This is a genomic window from Carnobacterium sp. FSL E2-0243, assembly GCF_038003605.1.
Taxonomy (GTDB): domain Bacteria; phylum Bacillota; class Bacilli; order Lactobacillales; family Carnobacteriaceae; genus Carnobacterium; species Carnobacterium maltaromaticum.
Genome location: NZ_JBBOPM010000001.1, coordinates 2,403,458 through 2,429,178, shown reverse-complemented (window position 1 = coordinate 2,429,178; position 25,721 = coordinate 2,403,458). Strand labels below are relative to the sequence as shown.

Genomic DNA, 25,721 nt, shown 5'->3' with positions numbered 1-25,721 from the left:
CTATTTTGCATAACCCAAACAATAGTGTAAACTGTTAGGGTTGGTTAATTTTATTTAATGTAGAAGGGACATGATGCAAATGAATAAAAAGGAAAGATTGCCTCGTGATCTATGGATTGTCGCAATTGGAATGGTTTTATTATATACAGGTTTGTCTTTTATTTGGCCTTTTAATATGCTTTATATGACAGAAAATTTAGGGATGTCCGATACAGCTGCAGGAACGGCTTTGTTGGTTAATTCTGGAATCGGTATTATTGGAAGTGTAATCGGTGGAATTATTTTTGACAGAGTCTCTGGTTATGTTTCGTTAGCAATTGGTACGGGTATTTTAGTTTTAACAACGGGTTCTTTATTTTTATTTCATGGGCATCCAGCTTTTATTTATAATATTTGGGCTGTTAGTGTAGCAATGGGAATGGTTTTTGCAGGTTTATACACAGCAGCAGGTCTGACTCATCCTAGTGGTGGACGGACTGGATTTAATACGATCTATGTTGCCCAAAATATCGGAGTAGCTGTTGGCCCATTTTTAGCTGGTTTTTTGGCAAAAGATGGATTGGGTAATGTTTACACTGGATCGTTTGCTTTTGCACTTATTTATGCTTTATTCTTTTTTGTTTATTTCCGTAAAATAGATTGGCACTCAAATAAGGTAACCAGCGAGACAAAACATAAACAAAAAGGAACAGTTAGAGGGAAAGCAACTAAAATTGGTTTAATTTCATTTGGGTTATTACTCTTAACGTATCTATTTTGTCAGTTGCCTCATGTGCAATGGCAGTCAAACCTTTCAACGTACATGACTAGTCAAAAAGGGGTTACAACAGCTCAATATGGAAACTTATGGAGTATTAATGGAACGTTAATTTTAATTGGACAAGTTCTGATTATTCCTTTAGTAGCAAGATTTAAAGAGAAATTAAGTCTTCAAATTTATATTGGAATTGGCTTATTCTTCTGTTCGTTTTTATTCGCGATGCAAGCAGAGTCTTATGGTGGATTTTTACTAGGGATGATTTTATTAACGCTAGGAGAAATGTTTGCTTGGCCAGCAATTCCGACAATTGCTTATAAATTAGCTCCAGTTGGGCAAGCGGGTTTGTATCAAGGTTTGGTTAACGGAACTGCAACAGCAGCACGTATGATTGCTCCGATATTTGGAGCAGTAGTGGTTGCCAATTTAGGTGGCATTACAAGTTTATTCATCGCTATTTTTATTTTGTTAGGTTTAGCTATCGTATCTTTATTCCTCCAACAAAAAACACAAAAAATGATGGATATCTAAACTAGTTAATACAAAAAAGCTTTAGAATTGGTATGTTCACCAATTCTAAAGCTTTTTTTATTTAGCCAGTAGTTGAAGTGCTTTTGATTGAAACCATTGACTCCATTTTTCATAGTAAGCAAGAGCCAAAGCCATCCATGAAAAAGCAAGTAGATAGCCACCTAGAATATCACTAGGAAAGTGAACGCCAGCATAAATACGACTCATCCCAATAGAAACAATCATAAAACTAGCAATAAGACAGACGATGATTTGTAACTTATTTGAGCGAATGAATTGGCAAAGAATAAAGGCCACGCTAAAATAAAAAACCATAGAACCCATTGCATGACCACTAGGAAAACTAAATGTATTTTCATTGACCAGATGTTCAATAATTGGACGTGGGCGTCTGAAAATATTTTTCATCGTTAGATTTAGTAAACCTGCTCCTATAGCTAAATTAACAACAAACCAACACGCATTTCCCCAATCTTTCTTTCGGAAAATTAAAAACAGACAAAAAATAAAGCCCATAAAAATAATTAATTTTACACTCCCGAATTGAGTAATTGGAAGATAAAAATTAGATTTTCCAGTTGTGATAGGGTCTCGAATTAGAGTGGTTAGATTTTGATCAAAAGTTAGAACCCAAGTAGCCTTCAACATTACACTACTAGCGACAAAGCCAAAACCCAAAAGAGCTAGTAAACTAGCAAATACCCATTTTTTTTGATAGTGATTCATAAAATACCTCAAACTTTCATAGATAGTGAAGATGAAATAAAAACTAACCTTTCTTTTAAAAGGAAAGGTTAGTTTTGTTTCTTCTTATTATAATTGTAGCTTAAATTCATTTTTATGTCTTTTAAAATTAGCTTAAGTTCTTAATCAAAATCCTCATCATCATTTTCATAAGCGCTATGATTAACTTCTATATCTCCAGCGTTAGTTTTTAAATTCATTTTATACTTGCCAGCTCCAAAAGTTTGTTCACGATTATTTTGATCAAAAATATCCATTTCCCCTAGATCAGTGGCAGCTATTACTGTTAGATTAGTTGGTTTTGACTCGCTTTGCACATCGATACTTCCGAAGTTCGTTTGTAAGTCAATATTTTGATTAATTGTTTTATTTGTTAAATCTATTTCACCCGCGTTACTTGTTGCCACAAGATCACCAGTTACCTGATTTAAATCAATGTTTCCAGCGCTAGTATTCAGTTTCGTTTTTGAACTTACTAAACTGTTTACATAAAGGGCACCAGCACTGGCTTTTAGATCAGTATTCGTAATGGCAGATTGAGAAAGGGAAATACTTCCCGCATTTGTTTTAGCATTTAAATCAGTTAATTTCAAGCCAGATAAATTAATATCTCCAGCATCTGTTTTAAGCTCAAGACTTTCACCGACAAAATTATTTGTATAAATCTCCCCAAAATTTGTTTTAACAGTTGCTTGCTTAACTGATTTTGGTAAAGAAACAGTAGCAGAGCGGTTATTATAATTAAAAAATAGCACAAAATTCATTTCTATTAATTTAGGTTCATCAAATGTAACTTCTAATGTATCTCCATTTTGTTTTGTTTTAATGTCAAATTTATCCGCAGATTGCGTTTCTCCATTGACAGAAACATGAATTTTATTATCAGGAGAATCAGCTAAAGTGATATCCATTGAAGTCCCTTTAACAGAAACTTGCTTAACTGAAGAAGCATCGACTGTTTTGTTGAGATCCAAAGTGACTTTTTTATGAGCCATTGGATAGGTAACGATTGATCCAACAGCTCCGATTGCTAACATGCTCAGACTTAAAATTACCATTCGTTTAATAAGTTTAGTTTTCATAGTAAGGTCCTCCAAAAATTGTTCTAACATTCCATAATACATAACGTTTTACTAATTTGAAAATTAGTATAGTAATTGGATAGAGAAGGGTAAGTAGGAGCAAACCAACGCCGCATAATAAAATCGTAAAGAAAAATTGGAAGAGGCTAGCTGTTGAGAAGGCTGTTACAATCATAAAAATACCGCCCAGTGGCGTTAAAGTAAAAGCGATACTAGTAATCCATCCGGCAAATAAACAACCTAAAAGTGCAACTGCAGGTCCTAAAACAAAGACTAAATTGAAAAATCCTAAGCCGATAAATTTAAAAACGGTCATTAAAGGACTATTTGGATTATGACGTCTAGGTTGGTAACTTGGTTCTTGATAGGGATTTTTCTCATTTTCAAATGAAACCCAATCTCCTTGACTGTATTCTGGTCCTTTTACTTGAGGTTTGACACCTAAAGTTGTTAAAATTTCTTTCGCGATTTGGGAAGGACTTCCCAGTTCTTTCGCAATTTGCTCTTCGGTCTTTCCTTCTACCAATCCATTTTCAAAATGTTCTAGATAGTCGCGCATCACATCTTGACGTTCACTTTCATCTAAATCACGCAAACTCAATTTTAATTCAATCATAAAATGTTCTTTATTCATTGTCTCATTCATCTCCTATTTCAATAATTGTATCAACACTTTTTATAAACTCTTTCCATTCAATCAATTGCTTTCCTAAATAAGCGACTCCATCTTCTGTAACCTGGTAATATTTACGGCTAGGCCCTTCGTTGGATTCTTGTAAGTAAGTTGTGCAAAGTCCTTCTTTTGTTAATTTTCTTAACAAGGGGTAGATCGTTCCTTCAGATATTTCAATGTGTTTTGAAATAGTTTCAATCAACTCATATCCGTAACAATCTTTTTTTTCTAAAATAACTAACACACACAGTTCTAAGACACCTTTTTTAAATTGGGTATTCAATTTTTCACCTGCTTACATAGTAAGTTTGTTTTGCGATACATTAAATATACTCGCTACTATTATCTATTACAAGGTAGTAAGTAAAAAACAAGACTAAAGTCTGATGTGTAGTCAGTCTTACTGCGGATAGAAGGATTGGACTTTAGAAAGCGATATCAAATAATCTAAGAAAAGTCACACTTTCTTTACTTTATTTTAAGAAATGTCTGGTAAAGTGTAAATAGATTAAAGAAAGAGGGAGCGTGGCGTCCTATGCTAATTGATGATAGTATCTTAAAAAATGAATATGGTTGCGGCCAAATTAAAAATGTTGATTTTCCTAAAATTACAATAGAAACTGAAGAGGGTCAAATACTAGAACTTAAAATAACTAAAAAACAAAAAAGAGATCCAATCTTTTGGAAATCAATTAAAGATATTTGGCAAGCTGGAATTTGGATTCCATTTAATAAAAAATTATCTAACTTAATTGAGTCTGATTGGCTAGTTGAACCCAATCCTGCTTTTGCTTAAAAATTTTGTCATAACTCAGTAATCAAACATACTTAAAGCGCTAAAAAAAACAGCTATAAAATGTAACTTCTACTATAAATAGGAGCTCATTTTATAGTTGTTTTTTTATGGGAAAGTACTAGGTAAAGGCAAAAAGGCGCTATATTTGTGAAATTATAAGCAAAAATTCAACTAGATTATTTTGTTACGAAAATGTGACGATTATTAAGAATTTCGAAAATGTCCGTTATTTCTTTAAAAAAAATTTAAATAACGCTATAATGAAGTGTAACTTAGTGTGAATTTAATTGTCGTACTTAGTCATTTAGAAGTATTGGCTAGACTTTTAAGAAGTCCAGTGATGAAAATTAGCTTTAAACAGGAGGGTTTACTTTGGAAAAGACTAGAAAAGAACGTATTACCGCAAAAAAAGCAACACAAAGATTAGAGCAGTTTAAAGAAAGTAATGTTGTTGTAAAGAAAGGTTTAGCCTTTGTTAGCACAACTTTAATTGTAGGTTCATTAAGTTTACCTACCTTTTCTGCAGTAGCTAGTGCAAATGAATTGGCAAATTCAAGCCAAAAGAAAATCGAAGAAAATAATGAAACGCCTATTGAAGGAACTAAAGAAGCAATTGAACCTGCATCTACAGTTGACAGCAGTGTTGCTGACAGTAGCGAAGCAGCTTCAAGTGAAAGTGAGTCAGTGGATTCTAGTGAAGTTGCTCCTGAAGCGGAAGAACCAGCTAAAGAAGAAACTGTACCTGTGATTGAGACTGAAGAACCACTTTCCAAAGAAGAAGTCAAAGAACAAGATATTTCTGAAGTTCAAGCGCCAGTTGCTAACTATGCAGTAGCAGAACAAATGTTGATGTCTCGTAGTATGGCTCCACAAGCTTTTATTAATCAAATAGCAAGTTCAGCACAAACCATTGCTAATTCAAATGATTTGTATGCATCAGTGATGATTGCTCAAGCGATATTAGAAAGTGGCTGGGGAAACAGTGCATTAGCATCAAGCCCTAACTTTAATTTATTTGGTATCAAAGGCAATTATAATGGTCAATCTGTAGCAATGAAAACCTTAGAAGATGATGGACACGGCAATTATTATGAAATTATAGATTATTTTAGAAAATACCCTTCTTATCACCAATCATTAGAAGATTATGCATCAGTTCTTCGTAATGGCCCTAGTTGGAACCACAACTATTACTCTGGTGCTTGGAAGAGCAATACGAGCTCATATCGTGATGCTACAGCTTATCTACAAGGACGTTACGCAACCGATACATCATATGCATCTAAATTAAACAGTGTTATTGCTGCGAATAATTTAACGCAATACGATACTGGTGGTGGCGGTAATGTAACACCTGATCCAAATCCAGGTGGAGAAACTGGAAACGGAAATGGTGGTTCAACAGGAACTGAAACAACTTATACAGTTAAATCAGGCGATTCATTATGGGGAATTGCAAGTAAACATGGTGTTTCTGTAGCTAACTTGAAATCTTGGAATAATTTAAAATCAGATATGATTTTTGTTGGACAAAAACTGATTGTAAAAGGCGGAACAACAACACCAACGCCTAAACCAGACCCAACACCAACACCGGATCCAACTCCAAACCCTGGAACAAGTTCAACTTATACAGTTAAAGCTGGTGATTCATTATGGAGCATTGCTAATAAACATGGTGTTTCTGTAGCAAACTTGAAATCTTGGAATAATTTGAAATCTGACATTATTTTAGTTGGACAAAAATTAACGGTTAAAGGTGGAACAACAACTCCAGCACCAAATCCAGGGACTGGAAATGGTTCAAATAATGGAAACGGCGGAGGAACCTCAACTGGTTCAACCTATACAGTTAAATCAGGCGATTCATTATGGGCAATTGCTAATAAACATGGTGTTTCTGTGGCTAACTTAAAAGCATGGAACAATCTATCATCAGACACGATTCATATTGGTCAAACATTGACTATTAAAGGTGGAACAACGGCGCCAGCACCAAATCCAGGAACTGGTTCAAATAATGGAAACGGCGGAGGAACTACAACTGGTTCGACTTATACAGTTAAATCTGGTGACTCATTATGGTCGATTGCAAACAGTAACGGTGTTTCTGTAGCCAACTTAAAAGCGTGGAATAATCTATCATCAGATACGATTCTTGTTGGACAAAAATTAACAATTAAAGGTGGAACTACGACGCCAGCACCAAATCCAGGAACAGGTTCAAATAATGGAAATGGTGGAGGAACAACAACTGGTTCAACCTATACAGTTAAATCAGGTGATTCATTGTGGGCGATTGCCAACAAAAATAATGTTTCAGTAGCGAATTTGAAGGCTTGGAATAACCTGTCATCAGATACAATTCATATTGGTCAAAAATTAACAATAAAAGGTGGAACAGCAACACCAGCACCAAATCCAGGAACAGGATCAACTACTGGAAATACTGGTGGAACTACAGCTGGATCAACTTATACAGTTAAATCGGGCGACTCATTATGGATGATTGCAAATAAAAATAATGTTTCAGTAGCGAATTTAAAATCATGGAACAAATTAAGTTCAGATGTGATTTTTGTTGGTCAAAAACTAGTGCTTAAAGCTGGTGGTTCAACAACCAATACAAACACAAATACAAACCCAACGTCAAATAAAACGTATAAAGTTATTAGTGGCGATTCATTATGGGTAATCGCAAATAAAAATGGTACAACTGTAGCCAATTTAAAAGCGTGGAATAATCTTAAGTCAGATGTGATTTTAGTAGGTCAAACTTTAATTATAAATAAATAATCAAAAAGTAAAGAATCTGCATTGAGTTTAATGCAGATTCTTTGTTATTAATAATTGGAAAATTAATGAGATTTAGCTCTTTTTTTAATTTAAAAAAACTCGTTTAAAAGGCTAAATACTGCTATTTAATCAACCCTCTTTAGAAAAAATTAAAAAATGCTGTTTTTATTCTTGACAGCTACTTTGTTATTTGATATTATAAGCTATGTTAAATCAGTTGAAACCGATTTCTTGTGACTATTCAATTAGGCAAGGAAAACTATGTAGGCTATGAGTCTATGTAATTTTCCTTGCCTAATTTTTTTTCATTCGGTTTTATGCAATGCACTTATTTTTTAGGCAAGAGGTTCTAACAAAAAAGTTTTAGGAGGAAAAAGAAAATGATGAAATATTTTCAACGTATTGGTCGTTCATTGATGCTTCCTGTAGCTGTTTTACCAGCAGCAGCAGTATTGATGGGGATAGGGTATTGGATTGATCCATCTGGATGGGGTGGAGATAGTGCAATGGCTGCTTTCTTAATTAAAGCAGGTTCTTCAATTATTGACAACATGGCCGTTTTATTTGCTGTTGGTATTGCTTTAGGAATGTCAAAAGACAAAGATGGTTCTGCAGCACTGAGTGGTTTAGTTGCCTTTCTAGTTGTCACAACTTTACTATCAACAGATTCTGTTGCAATGTTACAAGGAATCAAACCAGAGGCTGTTAACCCAGCATTTGCTAAAATTGGAAATCAATTTATTGGAATATTATCTGGTTTAATTGCTGCTGAAATGTACAATCGTTTTAGTCATGTTCAGCTGCCACAGGCTTTGGCCTTCTTTAGTGGAAAACGGCTCGTGCCAATTATGTCTGCAGTAGCAATGATTATTGCTTCTGCTATTCTCTTCTTTGTATGGCCAGTTATCTTTACTGCGCTCGTTTCATTTGGTACAGCTATTAGTAAATTAGGCTGGGTCGGAGCTGGTTTATATGGTTTCTTCAACCGTTTATTAATCCCTACAGGTTTACATCATGCGTTAAATTCTGTTTTCTGGTTTGATGTCGCTGGAATTAATGATATTGGGAACTTCTGGGCTGGAACAGGTACTAAAGGTATCACTGGTATGTATCAAGCTGGTTTCTTCCCAGTAATGATGTTTGGTTTACCAGCAGGTGCATTTGCGATGTATCAAGCTGCACGTCCAGAAAAGAAAAAAGTAGTAGCTTCATTAATGATTGCTGCAGGCTTCGCATCATTCTTTACTGGTGTAACTGAGCCTTTAGAATTCTCATTTATGTTTGTAGCTCCAGCATTATACTTTGTACATGCTGTATTAACAGGACTTTCATTAGCTGTAGCAGCATTCTTCCATTGGACTGCTGGTTTTGGATTTAGTGCAGGACTTGTCGATTTCGTTTTAAGTTTTAGATTACCATTAGCAAACCAACCTTATATGTTAATTTTACAAGGTTTAGTCTTTGCAGCTTTATATTACTTCCTATTTAAATTCTTAATTGCTAAATTCAATTTAATGACTCCAGGTCGTGAAGAGGGTGAAGGCGAAGAAGATGAAGATATGCCGACTGAAAAAACAGTTGATGTTCCAGAAGGTGGAAATAAATTTACACCAATGGCAACTAAAATTTATGCTGGTTTAGGCGGAGATGAAAATGTAACAGCGGTTGATAATTGTACAACACGCTTGCGTATTCAGGTCAAAGATATGGATAAAGTTGATCAAAAAGCAATAAAAGCAACTGGTGTACCAGGCATTAATGTCGTTGGTAAAAATGATATTCAAGTCATCGTCGGGACTGAAGTTCAATTTGTTGCAGACGAGATTAATAAAATTAAAAAATAGATAGTTGTAGAAACTCTGAGGTTGTATAATCTCAGAGTTTTTTTGTTCTTTTTTTGAAAAAAGCTATTGTGAGTTAACTAATTAAGTTTATTGTCAGACATAGGAAAAAGTGTTAATCAAATGCTTAAATCTGTATGTGCAAGCATGAAAGAAGAGTATTCAATTAGGTTGGTTATGTGAATGAAACAACTACCGGACAATCTTGTGAAATTGTCCGTTGGTTAGATAGCGTTTTCATTGTATAGTTTTGTTGTAGAAGTGAAGGAGGAATTTAAATGGAATAGATTTTTAATCGTCTTTTTATAACTCTATGTATTTTTCACAATCTTTTTTTAAGAAATTTTTTAATCGGCTCTTATTTTTCACTATTATTTTATCTTTTCAATAATTAATGGTACGATAACAGTATCAGTAATTGAAATCGTTTTCTATAAATAAAACAAACTTAAGGAGATGTTTTAAATGGAAAGTTTTTATGCTGAGTTAATTGGAACGATGGTCTTGATTGTTTTTGGAAGTGGTGTTGTTGCAGGAAATTTATTAATTAAGTCAAAAGCCTATAATATGGGCTGGGTGGGAATTACGATTTCCTGGGCTTTAGGTGTGACACTAGGTGTTTATGTTGTAGCAGGAGGTAGTGCTGCGCATTTAAATCCAGCTGTCACACTAGCATTTGCGGCAATCGGGGCATTTCCTTGGGCGGAGGTTCCTCAATACATTGCAGGGCAGTTAATTGGTGCTTTTTTAGGAGCTATAATTGTTTATTTAGTTTATGTGAAACATTGGAAAGTAACTGAAGATAAAGGCGCTAAATTAGGTGTTTTCGCAACTGGTCCAGCAATTAGAAGTCCATTTGCAAATTTGATGACAGAAGCTATTGGTACATTTATTTTAGTTTTCGGTCTATTATCAATCGGAGCAAATGAATTTGCAGTGGGCTTAAATCCGATTATTGTTGGATTACTGATCTTAGGTATTGGTTTAGCTTTAGGTGGACCAACAGGTTATGCAATAAATCCAGCTCGCGATCTAATGCCACGTATTGCTCATGCTATTTTACCAATTGCCGGTAAAGGCGATTCAGATTGGAGTTATGCTTGGATTCCAGTTGTCGGACCGATTATTGGTGCCTTGGCAGGAGGATTTTTCTATAAGGTGGTTTATTTTGAGTCTTCTATTATTGGTTTAATTATTTTTATAATTGTATTAGCTAGTTTAGTAATTGGAACAAAAGAAAAGAATTAAATGGGGGTATAGATATATGGAGAAAAAATATGTTTTAGCAATTGATCAAGGGACAACGAGTACGAGAGCGATTTTATTTAATAAAAAAGGAGAAATTGTGCATACATCACAGCGTGAGTTTACACAATATTTTCCAGAGCCTGGCTGGGTTGAACATGATGCCAATGAAATTTGGGTAACGACATTGGCTGTTATTGCAGGTGTTTTAATTGAGTCGGATACAAAGCCTACTGAAATTCATTCAATTGGGATTACAAATCAACGTGAAACGACGGTTGTATGGGATAAGAATACAGGATTGCCAGTTTATCATGCTTTAGTCTGGCAATCTCGTCAAACTAGTGATATTGCCAACCAAATTATAGCGGATGGTTATGAAGAATTAGTTAAAAGCAAAACGGGTTTGAGGGTAGATGCTTATTTTTCAGGAACAAAAGTTAGATGGATTTTAGACAATGTTGAAGGCGCCAGAGCTCGTGCTGAAAAAGGAGATTTATTATTTGGAACAATTGATACTTGGTTGATTTGGAAATTAACGGGAAATAAAGTCCATGTCACAGATTATACAAACGCTTCTAGAACGATGATGTTTAATATTCATGAGTTGAAATGGGATGATGAATTATTAGATATTTTAACGATTCCTAAAAAAATGTTACCAGAAGTACGCTCTTCTTCAGAAGTTTATGGAGAAACGGTTGAATACCATATGTTTGGACAGCGGGTTCCAATTGCTGGTGTTGCTGGAGATCAGCAAGCAGCTTTATTTGGTCAAAATTGTTTTGAAGAAGGAATGATTAAAAATACCTATGGAACAGGTTGTTTCATTTTAATGAATACTGGTGAGAAAGCTGTTAACTCAGAGAATGGTTTAATTACGACGATTGCTTACGGTTTAGATGGTAAAGTTAATTATGCGTTAGAGGGCAGTGTGTTCGTTGCAGGTTCGGCTGTTCAATGGTTGCGAGATGGCTTGAAAATGTTTACGGATGCTGGTGAAACTGAAGAGTATGCCTTGCGAGCCGGAAATTCGGATGGTGTTTACATGGTGCCAGCTTTTGTTGGGTTAGGTGCGCCGCATTGGGATACAGATGCCCGAGGAGCGATTTTTGGATTAACGAGAGGTACCTCAAAAGATGTCTTCATTCGGGCTACGCTAGAGTCGATTGCCTATCAGTCCAAAGATGTGATGGAGACCATGATTAAAGATTCTGGTATTCCAATTACAGAAATGCGTGTCGATGGTGGAGCAGCTAAAAATAATTTCTTAATGCAATTTCAAAGTGATATTTTAAATATTGAGATTAAACGACCAAAAGTTAGTGAAACAACAGCTTTAGGTGCAGCATATTTAGCGGGCTTAGCTACTGGTTTTTGGGAAAGTATTGAAGATATTAAGGCAAATTGGTTATTAGATAAGAGTTATGAACCTAAGATGGAAGATGCAGAACGTGATGTGTTATACCACGGTTGGGAAAAAGCTGTAACTGCAACAAGAAGTTTTAAAAATTAAGGAATAAGTTGCGAGTCAAATAGTAGAAAAAGGAAGTGTGTGATGATGAAATTTTCTAAACAAACTAGGCAGGATAATATTGAAAAAATGCAAAAAGCACCGCTTGATCTTTTGGTTATTGGCGGTGGGATTACGGGAGCAGGAATTACGTTAGATGCACAAGATAGAGGCTTACAAGTAGGTGTTTTAGAGATGCGAGATTTTGCTTCTGGAACGTCTAGTCGTTCAACAAAATTAGTCCATGGCGGTTTGCGATATCTAAAACAATTTGAAATTAAAGTTGTGCAAGAAGTTGGGCAAGAACGGGCTATTGTTTATGAAAATGCCCCGCATGTTACTACACCTTTATGGATGGTACTCCCATTTTATAAAGGGGGGACTTTTGGATCCTTTACGACCGCTATTGGGTTAGAAATGTACGATCATTTAGCAAAGGTTAAAAAGAATGAACGTCGTTATATGCTGAAACCAGAACGAGCTGTTGAAAAAGAACCTTATCTAAAGAAAAATGGTTTAAAGGGTGCCGGCGTATATGTTGAATATCGAACAGATGATGCACGTTTAACAATCGAAGTTCTAAAAAAAGCTGCTGAGAAAGGGGCATATATTGCCAATTATGTTAAAGTCGAACGTTTTATTTATGATGTAGATGGTAGAGTTAAAGGCGTTTATTTTCATGATGAATTGACTGGGGAGACGGGTCAGATTTATGCGAAAAAAATTATTAATGCCTCAGGTCCGTGGGTGGATGATTTACGCGAGTTAGACGATTCTAAAAAAGGAAAGACGATGCATTTAACAAAGGGAGTTCATTTAGTTATTGATGAAAGCAAGTTCCCGATTAGTAATGCGATTTATTTTGATACACCTTTTGATGATAAACGCATGATGTTTGCCATTCCTAGAGAAGGAAAAACATATATTGGGACAACGGATACGAATTACAAAGGGGATCCCAAAGAACCTGGGGTAACTTTAGCAGATGTTGAGTATATTCTTGCTGCGGCAAATCAAATGTTCGATATTACGCCAATTCAAGTTGCAGATGTGGAATCTAGTTGGTCAGGAGTTAGACCATTGATTCATGAGGAAGGCAAGGATCCTTCCGAAATTTCTCGAAAAGATGAGATTTTTCATTCGGAAAGTGGACTGTTTACTATTGCAGGTGGTAAATTAACTGGTTATCGTAAGATGTCTGAAAAAGTGGTCGATCAAGTAATGCTTGAATTATCGATTGAAGAGGGACGGGCTTATCGAAAATCAGCGACTAAAAATTTAATTCTATCAGGTGGCGATGTTGGTGGTGGAGATCTTTTTGATCAATTTGTTGCTGAAAAAGTTGAAGTAGGTACTCATTTAGGGCTAGATTCATTAACAGCAGAAGCACTTGTTCATCGTTATGGCTCTAATGTTGATGAGGTATATAGTTATTTAAAAGCTAGTCAAGGGAGTGAGTTAGAACCAGTTGACTATTTAATGCTACATTACGGGCTGGAACATGAGATGGTGATTAAACCAATTGACTACTTATTGCGCCGTAGCAGCCAATTACTGTTTGATAGTGAACATGCAAAAGCTGTGAAAGAGTTAATTGTAGACGAGATGGCTGAATATTATGACTGGGATGAGGCAGTGAGAGCAGAGTATTTAGATGAAGTTGAGCAACAACTTACAGCTAGTATAACTTTTAATTAAAGTACTTTAGACGCATTGTTTTTGATTAAAAACAATTGTGGGACTTGAAAAAATTAAAAGTAGATGATGGACCATATATAGATAGACAAAAAATTCAAGAGACTCACCAAACCCCCATATCCGGCTAGATATGGGGGTTTTTGCTATACATATGTATAGCTTGGCGTTATCTAGTCACCTAGTGTCTATTTTTTATCTCCGGTTTTTGCAATAAAAAAAGCGGGTGTTCGGATTAAAAATGATTGGAACTGTGGTATACTTTTAGTGAGTAAATTGAAATGAGGGATAGCTAGTGAGAATGAATTGGGACCAATTATTAAATGATGAACGTCGTCGTAAAACGACAGTGAACTATGCGAAATCAAGAGACGTTCGAAGTGCTTTTGAAAATGATTATCAGCGAATTGTGATGAGTGCTTCTTTTCGTCGTTTACAAGATAAAGCTCAAGTCTTTCCATTGGAAAAAAGTGATTTTATTCGCACGCGTTTAACACATTCTTTAGAAGTATCAACAATTGCAAAATCAATGGGTGGAATGGTTGCCTATCATTTACTAGAGAATCAATTAGATGATGCCTTTACAAAAGAGCACGCAGAAAAAATCCCAGAAGTTTTAGCTTGTGCCGGCTTATTACATGATATGGGAAATCCACCTTTTGGGCATTTTGGTGAAGAATCAATTCGTGAGTGGTTTCAAGAGAATAGTCATGTACTTGTTTATGGAGATAGAACACTTGCTGAGGTCTTAGATAAAAGTATGCTACAAGACTTTTTCAATTTTGAAGGGAATGCTCAAGTCTTGAGAGTGATTTCAAAATTACATTATCAATTCGATGAGTATGGGATGAATTTAACCTATGCAACACTAAATAGTATTATGAAGTATCCTGTTTCTTCAACCGAAATTAATAAAAAACAAATTCGCAGTAAGAAAATGGGCTATTTCCACTCAGACCAGCAATTATTTGATGAGATAACAGAATCAACTGGGGCGCTGAATCGTCGCCATCCGTTAACTTATTTACTAGAAGTTGCCGATGACATTGCCTATTTGAATGCTGATTTAGAAGATGGAATCAAAAAGGATATTGTTTCAATTGCCCAAATTTTAAATGAGTTTGAAGCTGTTGAAAATCCAAATCGCGTGACTGCAACTGTTCATCAAGAGTTGATTAAGCGCAGTGAGCGTTATAAGAATCACGATGATAGCTTTACTGGTCAACAATGGATTGCTTCAAGTTTAAGAGGGCAGTTAATTAATCGTTCGCTGGAAGTTTTTTATGAAAATTATGAAGCGATTATGGCTGGCACGTTTAATGAATCGTTACTAGATGCTTCTGAAGCAGATCAATTGGTAACGACTTTACAAGGACTTTCAAGAAAGTATCTTTATGTCGATAAAGGCGTTGTAGAAACCGAATTGGCTGGAAGTGAAATTATTGGCTCTTTATTAGATATGTTTATTCCTGCAGCAATTTATTATGATAGTGAATTATCGGATCGAGCGACACAGAAGAGTAAACGGCTTATGTCTTTAATATCAGATAACTATATTGGTTGCTACCATAAAAATGCAGAAGGTCAAACAGATGAAATGAAGCTGTATTTACGCTTATTGTTAATTACCGATTTTATTTGTGGCATGACCGATAGTTATGCAAAAGATTTATATCAAAAATTACATGGTTTAATTTAAAAAAACAAGCTGAGATTTAACTATCTCAGCTTGTTTTTATTGATTCGTTAAGTCAGGGGTGGGGAGATTGTTCTCCTGTTCCAAATCATGCTGAATTTCTTCAGTCGTGCGTTTGCCACGTTTAAAGACAATTTGCTTACTTGTTACATAATTGATTAATGAAGCAACTAGATTAGCAGCTAATTTAGCCCATAGAGCATTTATGCCAAAAATAGTTAAAAGAAGCCACATTGTAAAAGTATCAAAAAAACCTGAAACAAGACGAAATCCAACAAAATGGCTAGCTTCATAAATTGTTTCTTTTAATTGCTTCGGGGGAGTTTTAAAAACAAAACGCCGATTTGTATAGTAACCAAATAATACGGTTACGACCCAGACGATTCCATTTATAACCAAATAATGAATAGGCACTGTTAGGATGAGTAATTCATAGAGGCCTAAATTTATTCCTGTTGCAATCAAACCCCAAAAAAAATAACGAAGAAACTCTTGATACGTGCTAATTAATTTTTTTCCTTTTAGTTTCACGTAAATTCAGCTCCTTTCGTCTCATTGTAGATATGCAATATCCTTTATTATACGCTTTTTTTCAAATTTAACAATTATTTTCTCTGAATTTGCTAAAAAGTATTGTAATTATTTGAAAATACCATAAAATAGAATGGGTGTATTTTATTAAAATAAGACTGTTTTATAACTATTAAATGAGATTGAATAAAAATTAGGAGCGATATGATGGGGAAAGTTTGGCAACAGTATAAAGCGTCAGTTTTATTATTAGGTGGATTGATTATTGGCGGAATTGCTGGAGTTGTGTTTGGAGAGAAAGCGACTGTAGTTCAACCATTAGGTGATTTATTTTTAAATTTAATGTTTGTTATGTTAGTGCCGTTAGTTTTCTTTAGTATTTCATCGGCTATAGCGAATATGAATGGCATGAAACGATTAGGAAAAATTATGGGAAGTACTTTTTTTATTTTTTTTGCGACAGCTTTAGTAGCTGCAGTTGTAGGGTATATCGGGGTTGTATTATACAATCCAATTAAAGGGATTGATGTAGATAGTGTCAAAGCTTTAATGGGGACACCAGAGGCGAGTAGTACAGCAGATATGGGTTTGTTAGAGCGAATAGTGAATACGTTAACGGTTCCAGATTTTCATTTGTTACTGTCTAAATCAAATATGCTTCAACTAATTGTTTTTTCAATTTTAGTCGGTGTATCTACATCAATGGCTGATGAAGCAGGAAAACCAGTTGCTAAATTATTAGCATCAGGAAATGCTGTGATGATGAAGATGGTTTCAGTGATTATGTATTATGCACCAATTGGATTAGGCTGTTATTTTGCTAGTGTAATTGGGACATTAGGATCAAAAATTTTAGGTGGGTATGCTCGGAGTATGATTTTATATGTAGTCATTGCAGTTATCTATTATCTTCTATTCTTTTCTATGTATGCCTTTATTGCAGGAGGCAAGGCAGGTTTGAAGATTTATTGGCGCAATATCGCTCCGCCATCAATAACTGCAATTGCTACATGTTCTAGTGCAGCTTCTATCCCAGTAAATCTGGAGTATGCGAAGAAGATGGGAATTACACCTGATATTGCTGAAACAGTCATACCTTTAGGTGCGAATACACATAAAGATGGATCAGTTATTGGCGGTGTCATAAAAATTGCCTTTTTATTTGGTATTTTTGGTAAGGAAATGACAACACCTTCAGCTATGGTTACAGTTATTCTTGGGGCCTTTTTAGTTGGAGCCGTAATGGGTGCAATACCTGGTGGTGGCATGATTGCAGAAATGCTAATTGTAAATATTTTTGGTTTTCCGTTAGAAGCAGTTCCTGTTATTGTCATTATTAGTACGATTATTGATATGCCTGCAACATTGATAAATTCTTCCGGGAATTTGGCATCAGGAATGTTGGTTACTCGGATTGTTGAAGGCAAAAATTGGCTAAAAGATTTTTTAACAGATACACCGGCTTGAGGATAATTAAAAACCGATTTCTTCTTATCTGCTAATTGCATAGGAAGAAATCGGTTTTTTAGTGGTTAAATCATTTTAGTAGCATCTACCCATAAATCAAATTCAGCTTCTGTGACAAAATTTAAAGCAAGAGCAGATTCTCGTAAGGATAGATTTTCAGCTAACGCTTTTTTCGCAATCGTTGCACTTTTTTCATAACCAATATGTGGGCTTAAGGCAGTAACTAACATTAGTGAACGTTCAACTAATGTTCCCATAGCCGCTTCGTTTGCTTCTAAACCAACTAAACAATTCAGTCTAAAAGAGCGCATAGCATCACTTAATAAGGTCACAGACTGTAAAAAATTAAGAATAATAACAGGTTTATAAACATTTAATTCAAAATTCCCTTGGCTAGCAGCTACATTAATGGTCACATCATTTCCCATAACTTGAGCAACTACCATTGTGAGAGCCTCAGACTGAGTTGGATTGATTTTACCAGGCATAATCGAACTGCCAGGTTCGTTTGCTGGAATAGTGATTTCACCAATGCCGCTACGGGGGCCACTGGCTAACCAGCGTACATCATTAGCGATTTTCATTAAATCACTAGCCAAACTACGAATGGCACCATGAGTATAGCTTAAATCAGAATGACTTGTTAAGGCGTAAAATTTATTTGGAGCACTTTTAAAGGGATGTCCCATAGCTAAGCTGAGTTCATTGGCAACAGCTTCACCGAAGCCAGCAGGAGCATTTAACCCAGTCCCAACAGCAGTTCCACCTATCGCTAACTCTAATATACTTTGACTACTCGTTTCAATAAAATGCAGACCACGTTCAATCATTGTTTTCCAACCACTAATTTCTTGGCCAAAGGTTAAAGGTGTTGCATCTTGCAGATGAGTGCGTCCAATTTTAACTAGGTTCTGATAAGCTTCTATTTTTTCTTCTAAAACCTCAATCATTTTTTTACATTCTGGAATTAATTCAGAAATAACCGCATCATAAGCCGCAATATTCATTGCTGTTGGAAACGTATCATTAGAACTTTGCGACATATTTACATGGTCATTAGGATGGATGGTCAAGTTTGTGCCTTCAGATTGTTGATTTGCTAAATGAGCAATGACTTCATTCATATTCATATTACTTTGTGTACCACTGCCAGTTTGCCATGTGACAAGTGGGAAATGCTCCATATATTCCCCCGTCAAAATTGCGTCTGTTGCCGCAACAATCGCCTCTTTAATCTGTGGATCAAGAGTCTTATTTTGTTCGTTGACAATAGCAGTAGCGCGTTTTAATTGAGCAAAAGCTAAAATAACGGAAGCTGGTATCTTTTCAGTTCCAATTTTAAAATTAGCCAGACTGCGTTCGGTTTGGGCACCCCAGAATTTATCATTTGCGACTTTGATTTCTCCTAAAGAATCTTTTTCAATGCGGTATTGTTGGTGAGTATCGGGCATTTTATCTGTCACTCCATTTCTAATTTTGGATGTCACTCTATTTTAGCATGATAGAGACCGAGATGGGAGTTAGAAAATTAAAATACTTAGATAAATGATTCAGCTATCTTGCAACTGGTGCAGATATTTGTTAGAATATAGACAATATCATGAAAAGACAGTGAAAAGGAATAGTAGTAAGGCATCTTTGATAGAGAGTGCATGGTTGGTGGAAATGTACAAAGATAAATTATGAACTCGCCTTGTGAGTCGCTTTTTTGAACGTAATCATTGGTTGATTAGCAAATAGAAAAAGTCGTAGCGCCTGCGTTAAAGGTATGAGGAGTCTATAAGTCTAGTTTATTTACTTATAGAAAATATAGGTGGTACCACGAAATTGTCCAGTCAATTCGTCCTATGAACACTAAAAAAGAGTTATTTTTATTTGGTGTTCATAGGGCGAATTTTTTATGTTGTTAAATAGATTAAATTCGACCGTGACTGAGTAGTAATGTATCAAACTAAATAACGATGGAGAGAGGAACAAAGACAATGAGTTATAATCACAAAACGATTGAAAAAAAATGGCAAAAATATTGGGCAGCCCATAATAGCTTCAATACAACTGAAGATCCAAAAAAAGAGAATTTTTATGCACTAGATATGTTCCCTTACCCATCTGGCCAAGGCTTGCATGTCGGACATCCAGAAGGCTATACAGCGACGGATATTTTAGCAAGAATGAAACGTTCACAAGGCTATAATGTCTTACATCCAATGGGATGGGATGCTTTTGGCTTGCCAGCTGAGCAATATGCTTTAGATACAGGTAATGATCCAGCTGAATTTACAGAGCACAATATTGGAACGTTTCGTCGTCAAATTAATTCACTAGGATTTAGTTATGATTGGAATCGCGAAATCAATACAACAGATCCTCATTATTATAAATGGACTCAATGGATTTTTACTAAACTTTATGAAAAAGGTTTGGCTTATGAAGCTGAAGTTGCCGTTAACTGGTGTCCAGCATTGGGAACCGTTTTAGCAAATGAAGAAGTCATTGATGGCAAAAGTGAACGTGGAGGATTCCCAGTTTACCGTAAACCAATGAAACAATGGATGCTTAAAATTACGGCATACGCAGAACGCTTACTAGACGATTTAGAGACTGTAGATTGGCCTGAAAGCATTAAAGATATGCAACGAAATTGGATTGGTAAGTCAGTTGGTGCAAATGTAACCTTTAAAATTAAAGATAGATCTGAAGATTTTACTGTTTTTACAACACGCCCAGATACTTTGTTCGGAGCGACTTATGCTGTGCTAGCTCCAGAGTTAGATTTGGTTAAAGAAATCACAACTCCTGAACAAAAAGAAGCTGTTGAAGCGTATATTACTGAAGTTAGTTTAAAAACAGATTTGGATCGAACTGATTTAGCAAAATCGAAAACGGGTGTCTTTACAGGTGCTTATGCTGTAAATCCAGTTAATGGTCAAGAGATTCCAATTTGGATTGCAGACTATGTATTAGCGACCTATGGTACTGGTGCGATTATGGCCGTTCCAGCTCATGATGAACGCGATTATGAATTTGCAAAAACCTTCAATTTAACTATTATCCCTGTTTTAGAAGGTGGAAATGTTGCTGAAGAACCTTATACTGGTGATGGAGTCCATGTTAATTCTGGATTTTTAGATGGGTTAGATAAAGAAACAGCGATTGAAGTCATGAATAAATGGTTAGAAGAAAACGGTCATGGCAAGAAAGAAATCACGTATCGTCTACGCGATTGGCTGTTTTCTCGTCAACGTTATTGGGGTGAACCAATTCCAGTTATTCATTGGGAAGATGGTACAACAACGGCACTTCCAGAATCAGAATTGCCATTGTTATTGCCTAAAACAGATGAAATTAAACCTAGTGGTACAGGTGAGTCTCCGTTAGCGAACATTTCAGAATGGGTCAATGTAGTAGATCCTGAAACGGGAATGAAAGGGCGTCGTGAAACGAATACAATGCCACAATGGGCGGGTAGCTCATGGTATTTCTTACGCTTTATCGATCCTCACAATAAGAATGAAATTGCCAGTAAAGAAAAATTAGAAAAATGGTTGCCTGTTGATATTTATATTGGTGGAGCAGAACATGCGGTTCTTCATTTACTTTATGCACGTTTCTGGCATAAATTCTTGTATGATATCGGTGTAGTTCCAACCAAAGAACCATTCCAAAAATTATACAATCAAGGAATGATTCTTGGTGAAAATAATGAGAAGATGTCTAAATCAAAAGGCAATGTTGTGAACCCTGATGATGTTGTTGAAAAATTTGGTGCTGATACATTACGTATGTACGAAATGTTCATGGGACCTTTAGATTCAGCTATTGCTTGGAGCGAAAATGGGCTTGAAGGAAGTCGTAAATTCTTGGACCGTGTTTGGCGCTTGGTTGTTGATGAAGAAGGCAAACTACGTGATCGCATTACAACCATTAATAATGGTAAACTTGATCGAGTGTATCATCAAACTGTAAAAAAAGTGACGGAAGATTATCAAAGCTTACATTTTAATACGGCTATTTCTCAAATGATGGTATTTGTCAATGAAGCCTATAAAACAGATGCTTTGCCAATTGAGTATGTAGCTGGATTAGTTCAATTATTAGCTCCTATTGCGCCACATGTTTCTGAAGAACTTTGGGAAAAATTAGGAAATGAAAGTAGCTTAACATATGTTAGCTGGCCAACTTATGATGAAAGTTTCCTAGTTGAATCTGAAGTTGAAGTTATTTTCCAAGTCAACGGCAAAGTAAAAGCCAAAGCAATGGTTCCAAAAGACATTGCAAAAGACGATATGGAAACATTAGCGACAGAAAATGAAGCGATAAAAGAAGCGCTTGTTGGTAAAACTGTTCGCAAAGTAATTGTAGTACCTGGAAAATTAGTTAATATTGTTGCAAATTAATTAAAAAAAGATGAAGTCAAAAATGACTTCATCTTTTTTGTTGCCTTTATTTGCGATCTGACCAACTTTTTTTCGCATGGTCTTCAACATTTTCTTGTGTTTCTTTAGCTAGTTCAATTTCTTTTTCAACATCTTCAACAGCCAAACGTGTAATTCGGCCTTCTAATTTTTGGAAAACTAGCTCATTAATAAAACGATTATCATCTTCTTCAGCGATTAAAATTAGACCTGTGTCACCTTCATGAATGATATCTATTGTTTCTTCAAAGACGGACATAGCACCTTTAATTTCTTTTGCATCTTGAACAGATCCAATTAGACTACCTGTAAACCAACCTAATAAAACACCTAGTGGACCGGCTAAAACGCCAACTAGCATTCCAATTAAGCCACCTTTCATATTCTTATCAGGACCATTAAAATCGATAAATTCTTTTGGCTCTAGTTGATGATTTGGCTTATGCTCTAAAATAGCCATTTGTTCACCTTTAATTTGTTTTTCAACATGCATTTTTTTGATCTCAGAAAAGGCTTGATACGATTTACTTTCTGAATCAAAGTTCATAATAATAACATTATTACTCATTGATAGTCACGCTCCATTCGGTTAATTTCAGTACATGTTAAGTATACTAGATTAAGAAAGCATCTGTCTAATTTAAAGAATAATTGATTGGAAAGTTTTGGTTAACATTAAAAACGTATGGAGTCATTCTTATAAAAGCTTGTGACTAATGTATAACCTAATACAATTTGCCAAAAAATCAAAAATGTTTGATTAGTAGACAAGAAATTTAAGCCAGGATTTAGATTCGCAATTTGCACGTTGAAAAAAGTAAATAAAATACTTGGAATGCCTAAAAAAGTTAATTTGGCTAAATTGATGCGCCATTGCCCTGATTTATTTATTTGTGAGACTAAAAATTCAATCCCGATTAAAACACCTAAGAAAATAGTGGTAATATATTTTGCAAAGAACATCCATAAAGACTCTTTATTTTGGACACTAAAAATCCCAATTCTGAAATTAACGTAGCAAATGAGAAAAACACCCAGTCCCATAATCAGGAAAAATAATAAATAATGTAGCCACTTGTTTTTATCTTTCATTGTAAATCCTCCTTAGAATAGTAGTTTATTGTCAGAAAAGTCTTTGATTTTAAGTCCTTTAAATCTGTTTGAAATAAAGGCTAATTAGTTTTGAATAGAAAATTTTTTATAAATTTGAAACACTTCTATTTTAACATATAGAAGATTAAATACTAGTGATATTTTTAAGTAGCTGAAATGGTAAATATATGTTATAAATTAAGAAGTGAAATTCATGCTTAGGACCGATAGCTTTTATTAAAAGAAAATTTTAAAATAGAGTTAGATTCTTACTCTATTATAAAGTTTAATAAAAAAATAAGAAATTTTAAAGGATATAAAAAAATTAAATAGGTATTCTAATAAAGAGCTATAAAAGGAGGCGCTAAAGTGGAGGCAAAAGTACAACAAGTTGGATTAACAACAGAAGAAGTTGCCAGCCGATTAGCAAGAGGCGAAAATAATAAACCTTTAGAGCCTATGACCAAGAGTTTTAAGAGCATATTTTATGACAATATATGTACACTTTTTAACTTTATAAATATTGTCATTGCAGGTTTTATTATATATACAGGAAGTTACAAAAACTTAATTTTTTTGGGAGTTATTGTAGCGAATACTTGTATTGGTATTTTTCAAGAAATCCGAGCTAAGCGAAATGTGGATCAGTTGAGCTTGTTAAATCAAGCTAAGATAACGGTTATTAGAAATGGTAGTCACGTTCAGATTCAACAGCATGAACTTGTGCAAGATGATCTGATGATAGTTCGTCGTGGAGAGCAATTGTGTGTCGATGGAATCGTGATTGAAACAGAAGGACTTGAATTAGATGAGTCGCAATTAACTGGTGAAGCAGATCCAGTCAATAAATGGACAGATTCAGAAGTTTTATCTGGTAGTTACGTGATTAGTGGAAATGCATTGGTTAAAGCGACCAAAGTAGGAGAGGAAAGTTATTCTTCTAAAATTGCTTTGGAAGCTAAAAAAGGAAAAGAAATATATAGCGAATTAGTTAAAACCTTAAAAAGAATTATTAAAATGCTGACATTTGCGATTATTCCTATTGGGGGTCTTTTATTCTTTTCAAATTACATGGGAAATATGATTACAATTGAACAGGCTATCTTAGGGACTGCTGCAGCGATTATTGGGATGATTCCAGAAGGGCTGATCTTGATTACGTCAATTGCATTAGCTGTGGGTGTGATCAATTTAACGAAACGTAAAGTCTTAGTTAAGACGATGGGTTCTATTGAAACACTAGCTCGAGTTGATTTATTATGTTTAGATAAGACTGGAACTATTACCGATGGGAACTTAAAAGTAATTAATCTTTTACCTTATCAAAAGACAACTAAAGAAGAGCTAGAGAAAATAATTAGTAACCTTGTTGAGGGATTACAAGATGACAATTCAACCAGTTTAGCTTTGCAAAAAGCAGTAGAAAAAAACTTTGAGTGGAATTTGACACGAGCAGTACCCTTTTCATCTATTCGTAAATGGAGTGGTGCCACATTTGAGGGGGAAGGAACCTACATTATGGGAGCTCCTGAGTACTTATTTGCGGAATTACCTGTAGAGATTCAACTTAAAATAAATGAAGCAATTGAAAGTGGGAACCGTGTATTAGCTTTTGCGGCTAGTCAAGAACCGTTAGCAAGTAATCATTTACCAGATGATTTAAACTTGATTGGTTTGGTCTTTATGGAAGATACCATTCGACCTGAGGCTCCGGCTACATTAGCTTATTTTGAGCAACAAGGAGTAGAAGTTAGAATAATTTCTGGGGATAATCCCAAAACAGTTTCGCATATTGCGAAAAGAGCTGGCGTAGCAAATGGTGATCGATTTATTGACATGAGTAAAATAGAAGAGGACAGTGATTTAACCGAAATCGCTGAAGCCTACACTGTTTTTGGGCGTGTTAGCCCAACTCAAAAACGTGAATTGGTTAAAGCAATGAAAAAAGCTGGACACACCGTGGGTATGACAGGTGACGGCGTAAATGATATTTTAGCGTTAAAAGAAGCTGATTGTAGTATTGCGATGGCTGAGGGAAGTGACGCTGCAAAAGGTGTTTCTGATTTTGTTTTATTGGACTCTAATTTTGATTCGATGGTGGGAGTGGTTATGGAAGGTCGGCGAGTTGTGAATAATATCCAACGAGTTGCGTCTTTATACCTAACAAAAACAGTTTATTCGGCTGTTTTAGCTGTTATTTTCATTTTTTTACGGACAGCATATCCGTTTGAACCCATTCAATTAAGTCCAATTAACGCGTTAACGGTTGGTATTCCATCCTTCTTTTTGGCATTACGTCCTAATTATAGCCAAATCAAAGGTGGATTTCTGAAAAATGTATTAAAACCAGCGTTTTCTGCAGGCTTAACAGTTGTAATTTATATTTTAACGATTCTAGTAGTAGGAAAAATGTTAAATTTAAGTTTTTCTACAACGTCAACTTTAAGTGTTTTATTAACTGGGGCAGTTTGTTTTACTGCGTTAATTCATATTTCAAGACCGCTTGATCGAAAAATAATGGCTATGATTGCCAGCTTAATTGCGTTATTTTTAATTATTTTTATTTTCTTTGGTTCTGTTTTTTCACTTGTAAGTTTGTTTAATATACAATTGTTACTTTTTGCTGTTCCATTATTGGCAACAGTCGTTCCATTGTATCATTTAATGCGTCGTATAGTGACAAGAATAGCAGATGGAAAACCAGAAGCAATATAATCTGATGGAGTAAATAGTCAGGATTCTTTCTTTTAAGAATCGTGGCTATTTATTTTTTGTCGATGGATAATCTTGTTATTTAAAAAAAAGGCACCATGAAAAATTTCTGAAAGGTGGTATAATGTAAAAGGA

18 protein-coding genes, 1 pseudogene and 1 other annotated feature are annotated in these 25,721 nt (G+C 35.1%); of the genes and pseudogenes, 11 read left to right on the top strand and 8 right to left on the bottom strand.

Features of this window, described 5'->3' with window-relative positions; all coding sequences use genetic code 11:
* Positions 1 to 73 precede the first annotated feature (73 nt).
* Complete coding sequence (locus tag MHI00_RS11345; protein WP_010050165.1) at positions 74 to 1,288, top strand: MFS transporter; 1,215 nt, start codon at positions 74 to 76, stop codon at positions 1,286 to 1,288.
* A 57-nt stretch (positions 1,289 to 1,345) separates the two neighbouring features.
* Here MHI00_RS11345 and MHI00_RS11340 read toward each other — a convergent pair whose 3' ends face one another.
* From MHI00_RS11340 to MHI00_RS11325, 4 genes are all read right to left on the bottom strand, one after another.
* Positions 1,346 to 2,014, bottom strand: coding sequence for a phosphatase PAP2 family protein (locus tag MHI00_RS11340; protein WP_010050217.1), 669 nt, complete (start codon positions 2,012 to 2,014; stop codon positions 1,346 to 1,348).
* 140 nt (positions 2,015 to 2,154) lie between these two features.
* The gene (locus tag MHI00_RS11335; protein ID WP_341113724.1) at positions 2,155 to 3,114 is read right to left on the bottom strand and encodes a DUF4097 family beta strand repeat-containing protein; all 960 of its coding nucleotides are present in this window, start codon (positions 3,112 to 3,114) and stop codon (positions 2,155 to 2,157) included.
* Positions 3,104 to 3,748 carry a DUF1700 domain-containing protein gene (locus tag MHI00_RS11330; RefSeq protein WP_341113723.1) on the bottom strand — a complete coding sequence of 215 codons (645 nt, stop codon included), beginning with the start codon at positions 3,746 to 3,748 and terminating at the stop codon, positions 3,104 to 3,106. The genes MHI00_RS11335 and MHI00_RS11330 overlap by 11 nt, the downstream gene beginning before the upstream one ends.
* 4 nt (positions 3,749 to 3,752) lie before the next feature.
* Positions 3,753 to 4,070, bottom strand: coding sequence for a PadR family transcriptional regulator (locus MHI00_RS11325; protein WP_015075881.1), 318 nt, complete (start codon positions 4,068 to 4,070; stop codon positions 3,753 to 3,755).
* A 252-nt stretch (positions 4,071 to 4,322) separates the two neighbouring features.
* On the opposite strand from MHI00_RS11325, the gene MHI00_RS11320 reads away from it, so the two are divergent.
* The 7 genes and pseudogenes from MHI00_RS11320 (at position 4,323) to MHI00_RS11290 (ending at position 15,372) form a co-directional block, all read left to right on the top strand.
* The gene (locus tag MHI00_RS11320; RefSeq protein WP_010050227.1) at positions 4,323 to 4,583 is read left to right on the top strand and encodes a hypothetical protein; all 261 of its coding nucleotides are present in this window, start codon (positions 4,323 to 4,325) and stop codon (positions 4,581 to 4,583) included.
* Positions 4,584 to 4,955: 372 nt separating this feature from the next.
* Positions 4,956 to 7,379, top strand: coding sequence for a LysM peptidoglycan-binding domain-containing protein (locus MHI00_RS11315; protein ID WP_187958676.1), 2,424 nt, complete (start codon positions 4,956 to 4,958; stop codon positions 7,377 to 7,379).
* Positions 7,380 to 7,759: 380 nt separating this feature from the next.
* A pseudogene (gene nagE, locus MHI00_RS11310) lies at positions 7,760 to 9,220 on the top strand (N-acetylglucosamine-specific PTS transporter subunit IIBC); the annotation flags it as partial.
* Positions 9,221 to 9,685: 465 nt separating this feature from the next.
* Entirely contained in the window at positions 9,686 to 10,468 is a 783-nt protein-coding gene (locus MHI00_RS11305) for an MIP/aquaporin family protein (protein ID WP_015075885.1), read from the top strand.
* Between the two features lie 16 nt (positions 10,469 to 10,484).
* The gene (gene glpK / locus MHI00_RS11300) at positions 10,485 to 11,981 is read left to right on the top strand and encodes a glycerol kinase GlpK (protein ID WP_010050233.1); all 1,497 of its coding nucleotides are present in this window, start codon (positions 10,485 to 10,487) and stop codon (positions 11,979 to 11,981) included.
* 42 nt (positions 11,982 to 12,023) lie between these two features.
* Positions 12,024 to 13,676, top strand: a complete 1,653-nt coding sequence (locus tag MHI00_RS11295; protein WP_341113717.1) for a glycerol-3-phosphate dehydrogenase/oxidase — start codon at positions 12,024 to 12,026, stop codon at positions 13,674 to 13,676.
* Between the two features lie 298 nt (positions 13,677 to 13,974).
* Complete coding sequence (locus tag MHI00_RS11290) at positions 13,975 to 15,372, top strand: deoxyguanosinetriphosphate triphosphohydrolase (RefSeq protein ID WP_341115149.1); 1,398 nt, start codon at positions 13,975 to 13,977, stop codon at positions 15,370 to 15,372.
* 36 nt (positions 15,373 to 15,408) lie between these two features.
* On the opposite strand, the gene MHI00_RS11285 is transcribed toward MHI00_RS11290, so the two are convergent.
* The gene (locus tag MHI00_RS11285) at positions 15,409 to 15,900 is read right to left on the bottom strand and encodes a GtrA family protein (protein WP_157455044.1); all 492 of its coding nucleotides are present in this window, start codon (positions 15,898 to 15,900) and stop codon (positions 15,409 to 15,411) included.
* 207 nt (positions 15,901 to 16,107) lie between these two features.
* Here MHI00_RS11285 and MHI00_RS11280 point away from each other — a divergent pair, with 207 nt between their 5' ends.
* A complete protein-coding gene (locus tag MHI00_RS11280) occupies positions 16,108 to 17,367 on the top strand; it encodes a dicarboxylate/amino acid:cation symporter (protein WP_016356364.1) in 1,260 nt (419 codons plus the stop codon).
* A gap of 65 nt (positions 17,368 to 17,432) precedes the next feature.
* Here the strand turns inward: MHI00_RS11280 and fumC are convergent, their stop codons facing one another.
* Positions 17,433 to 18,818 (bottom strand): class II fumarate hydratase, encoded by a 1,386-nt coding sequence (fumC, locus tag MHI00_RS11275; protein WP_087115268.1) that lies wholly within the window; start codon positions 18,816 to 18,818, stop codon positions 17,433 to 17,435.
* Between the two features lie 151 nt (positions 18,819 to 18,969).
* Positions 18,970 to 19,218 (top strand) — a binding site (T-box leader).
* Positions 19,219 to 19,349: 131 nt separating this feature from the next.
* On the opposite strand from fumC, the gene leuS reads away from it, so the two are divergent.
* A complete protein-coding gene (gene leuS, locus MHI00_RS11270) occupies positions 19,350 to 21,764 on the top strand; it encodes a leucine--tRNA ligase (protein WP_015075892.1) in 2,415 nt (804 codons plus the stop codon).
* Positions 21,765 to 21,810: 46 nt separating this feature from the next.
* Here the strand turns inward: leuS and MHI00_RS11265 are convergent, their stop codons facing one another.
* Positions 21,811 to 22,350, bottom strand: coding sequence for a DUF1269 domain-containing protein (locus MHI00_RS11265; RefSeq protein WP_015075893.1), 540 nt, complete (start codon positions 22,348 to 22,350; stop codon positions 21,811 to 21,813).
* Between the two features lie 107 nt (positions 22,351 to 22,457).
* Positions 22,458 to 22,874, bottom strand: a complete 417-nt coding sequence (locus MHI00_RS11260) for a hypothetical protein (protein ID WP_056999915.1) — start codon at positions 22,872 to 22,874, stop codon at positions 22,458 to 22,460.
* Between the two features lie 369 nt (positions 22,875 to 23,243).
* Here MHI00_RS11260 and MHI00_RS11255 point away from each other — a divergent pair, with 369 nt between their 5' ends.
* Entirely contained in the window at positions 23,244 to 25,589 is a 2,346-nt protein-coding gene (locus tag MHI00_RS11255) for a cation-translocating P-type ATPase (RefSeq protein WP_315528451.1), read from the top strand.
* The last annotated feature ends 132 nt before the right edge of the window (positions 25,590 to 25,721 follow it).

Excerpts from the sequence above, each read along its gene's own strand:
- MHI00_RS11280 (WP_016356364.1), top strand. The coding sequence starts at position 16,108 with ATGGGGAAAGTTTGGCAACAGTATAAAGCGTCAGTTTTATTATTAGGT.
- MHI00_RS11345 (WP_010050165.1), top strand. The coding sequence starts at position 74 with ATGCAAATGAATAAAAAGGAAAGATTGCCTCGTGATCTATGGATTGTC.
- leuS (WP_015075892.1), top strand. The coding sequence starts at position 19,350 with ATGAGTTATAATCACAAAACGATTGAAAAAAAATGGCAAAAATATTGG.
- MHI00_RS11340 (WP_010050217.1), bottom strand. The coding sequence starts at position 2,014 with ATGAATCACTATCAAAAAAAATGGGTATTTGCTAGTTTACTAGCTCTT.
- MHI00_RS11305 (WP_015075885.1), top strand. The coding sequence starts at position 9,686 with ATGGAAAGTTTTTATGCTGAGTTAATTGGAACGATGGTCTTGATTGTT.
- MHI00_RS11265 (WP_015075893.1), bottom strand. The coding sequence starts at position 22,350 with ATGAGTAATAATGTTATTATTATGAACTTTGATTCAGAAAGTAAATCG.
- MHI00_RS11330 (WP_341113723.1), bottom strand. The coding sequence starts at position 3,748 with ATGAATAAAGAACATTTTATGATTGAATTAAAATTGAGTTTGCGTGAT.
- MHI00_RS11260 (WP_056999915.1), bottom strand. The coding sequence starts at position 22,874 with ATGAAAGATAAAAACAAGTGGCTACATTATTTATTATTTTTCCTGATT.
- MHI00_RS11290 (WP_341115149.1), top strand. The coding sequence starts at position 13,975 with ATGAATTGGGACCAATTATTAAATGATGAACGTCGTCGTAAAACGACA.
- MHI00_RS11295 (WP_341113717.1), top strand. The coding sequence starts at position 12,024 with ATGATGAAATTTTCTAAACAAACTAGGCAGGATAATATTGAAAAAATG.
- glpK (WP_010050233.1), top strand. The coding sequence starts at position 10,485 with ATGGAGAAAAAATATGTTTTAGCAATTGATCAAGGGACAACGAGTACG.
- MHI00_RS11320 (WP_010050227.1), top strand. The coding sequence starts at position 4,323 with ATGCTAATTGATGATAGTATCTTAAAAAATGAATATGGTTGCGGCCAA.
- fumC (WP_087115268.1), bottom strand. The coding sequence starts at position 18,818 with ATGCCCGATACTCACCAACAATACCGCATTGAAAAAGATTCTTTAGGA.
- MHI00_RS11335 (WP_341113724.1), bottom strand. The coding sequence starts at position 3,114 with ATGAAAACTAAACTTATTAAACGAATGGTAATTTTAAGTCTGAGCATG.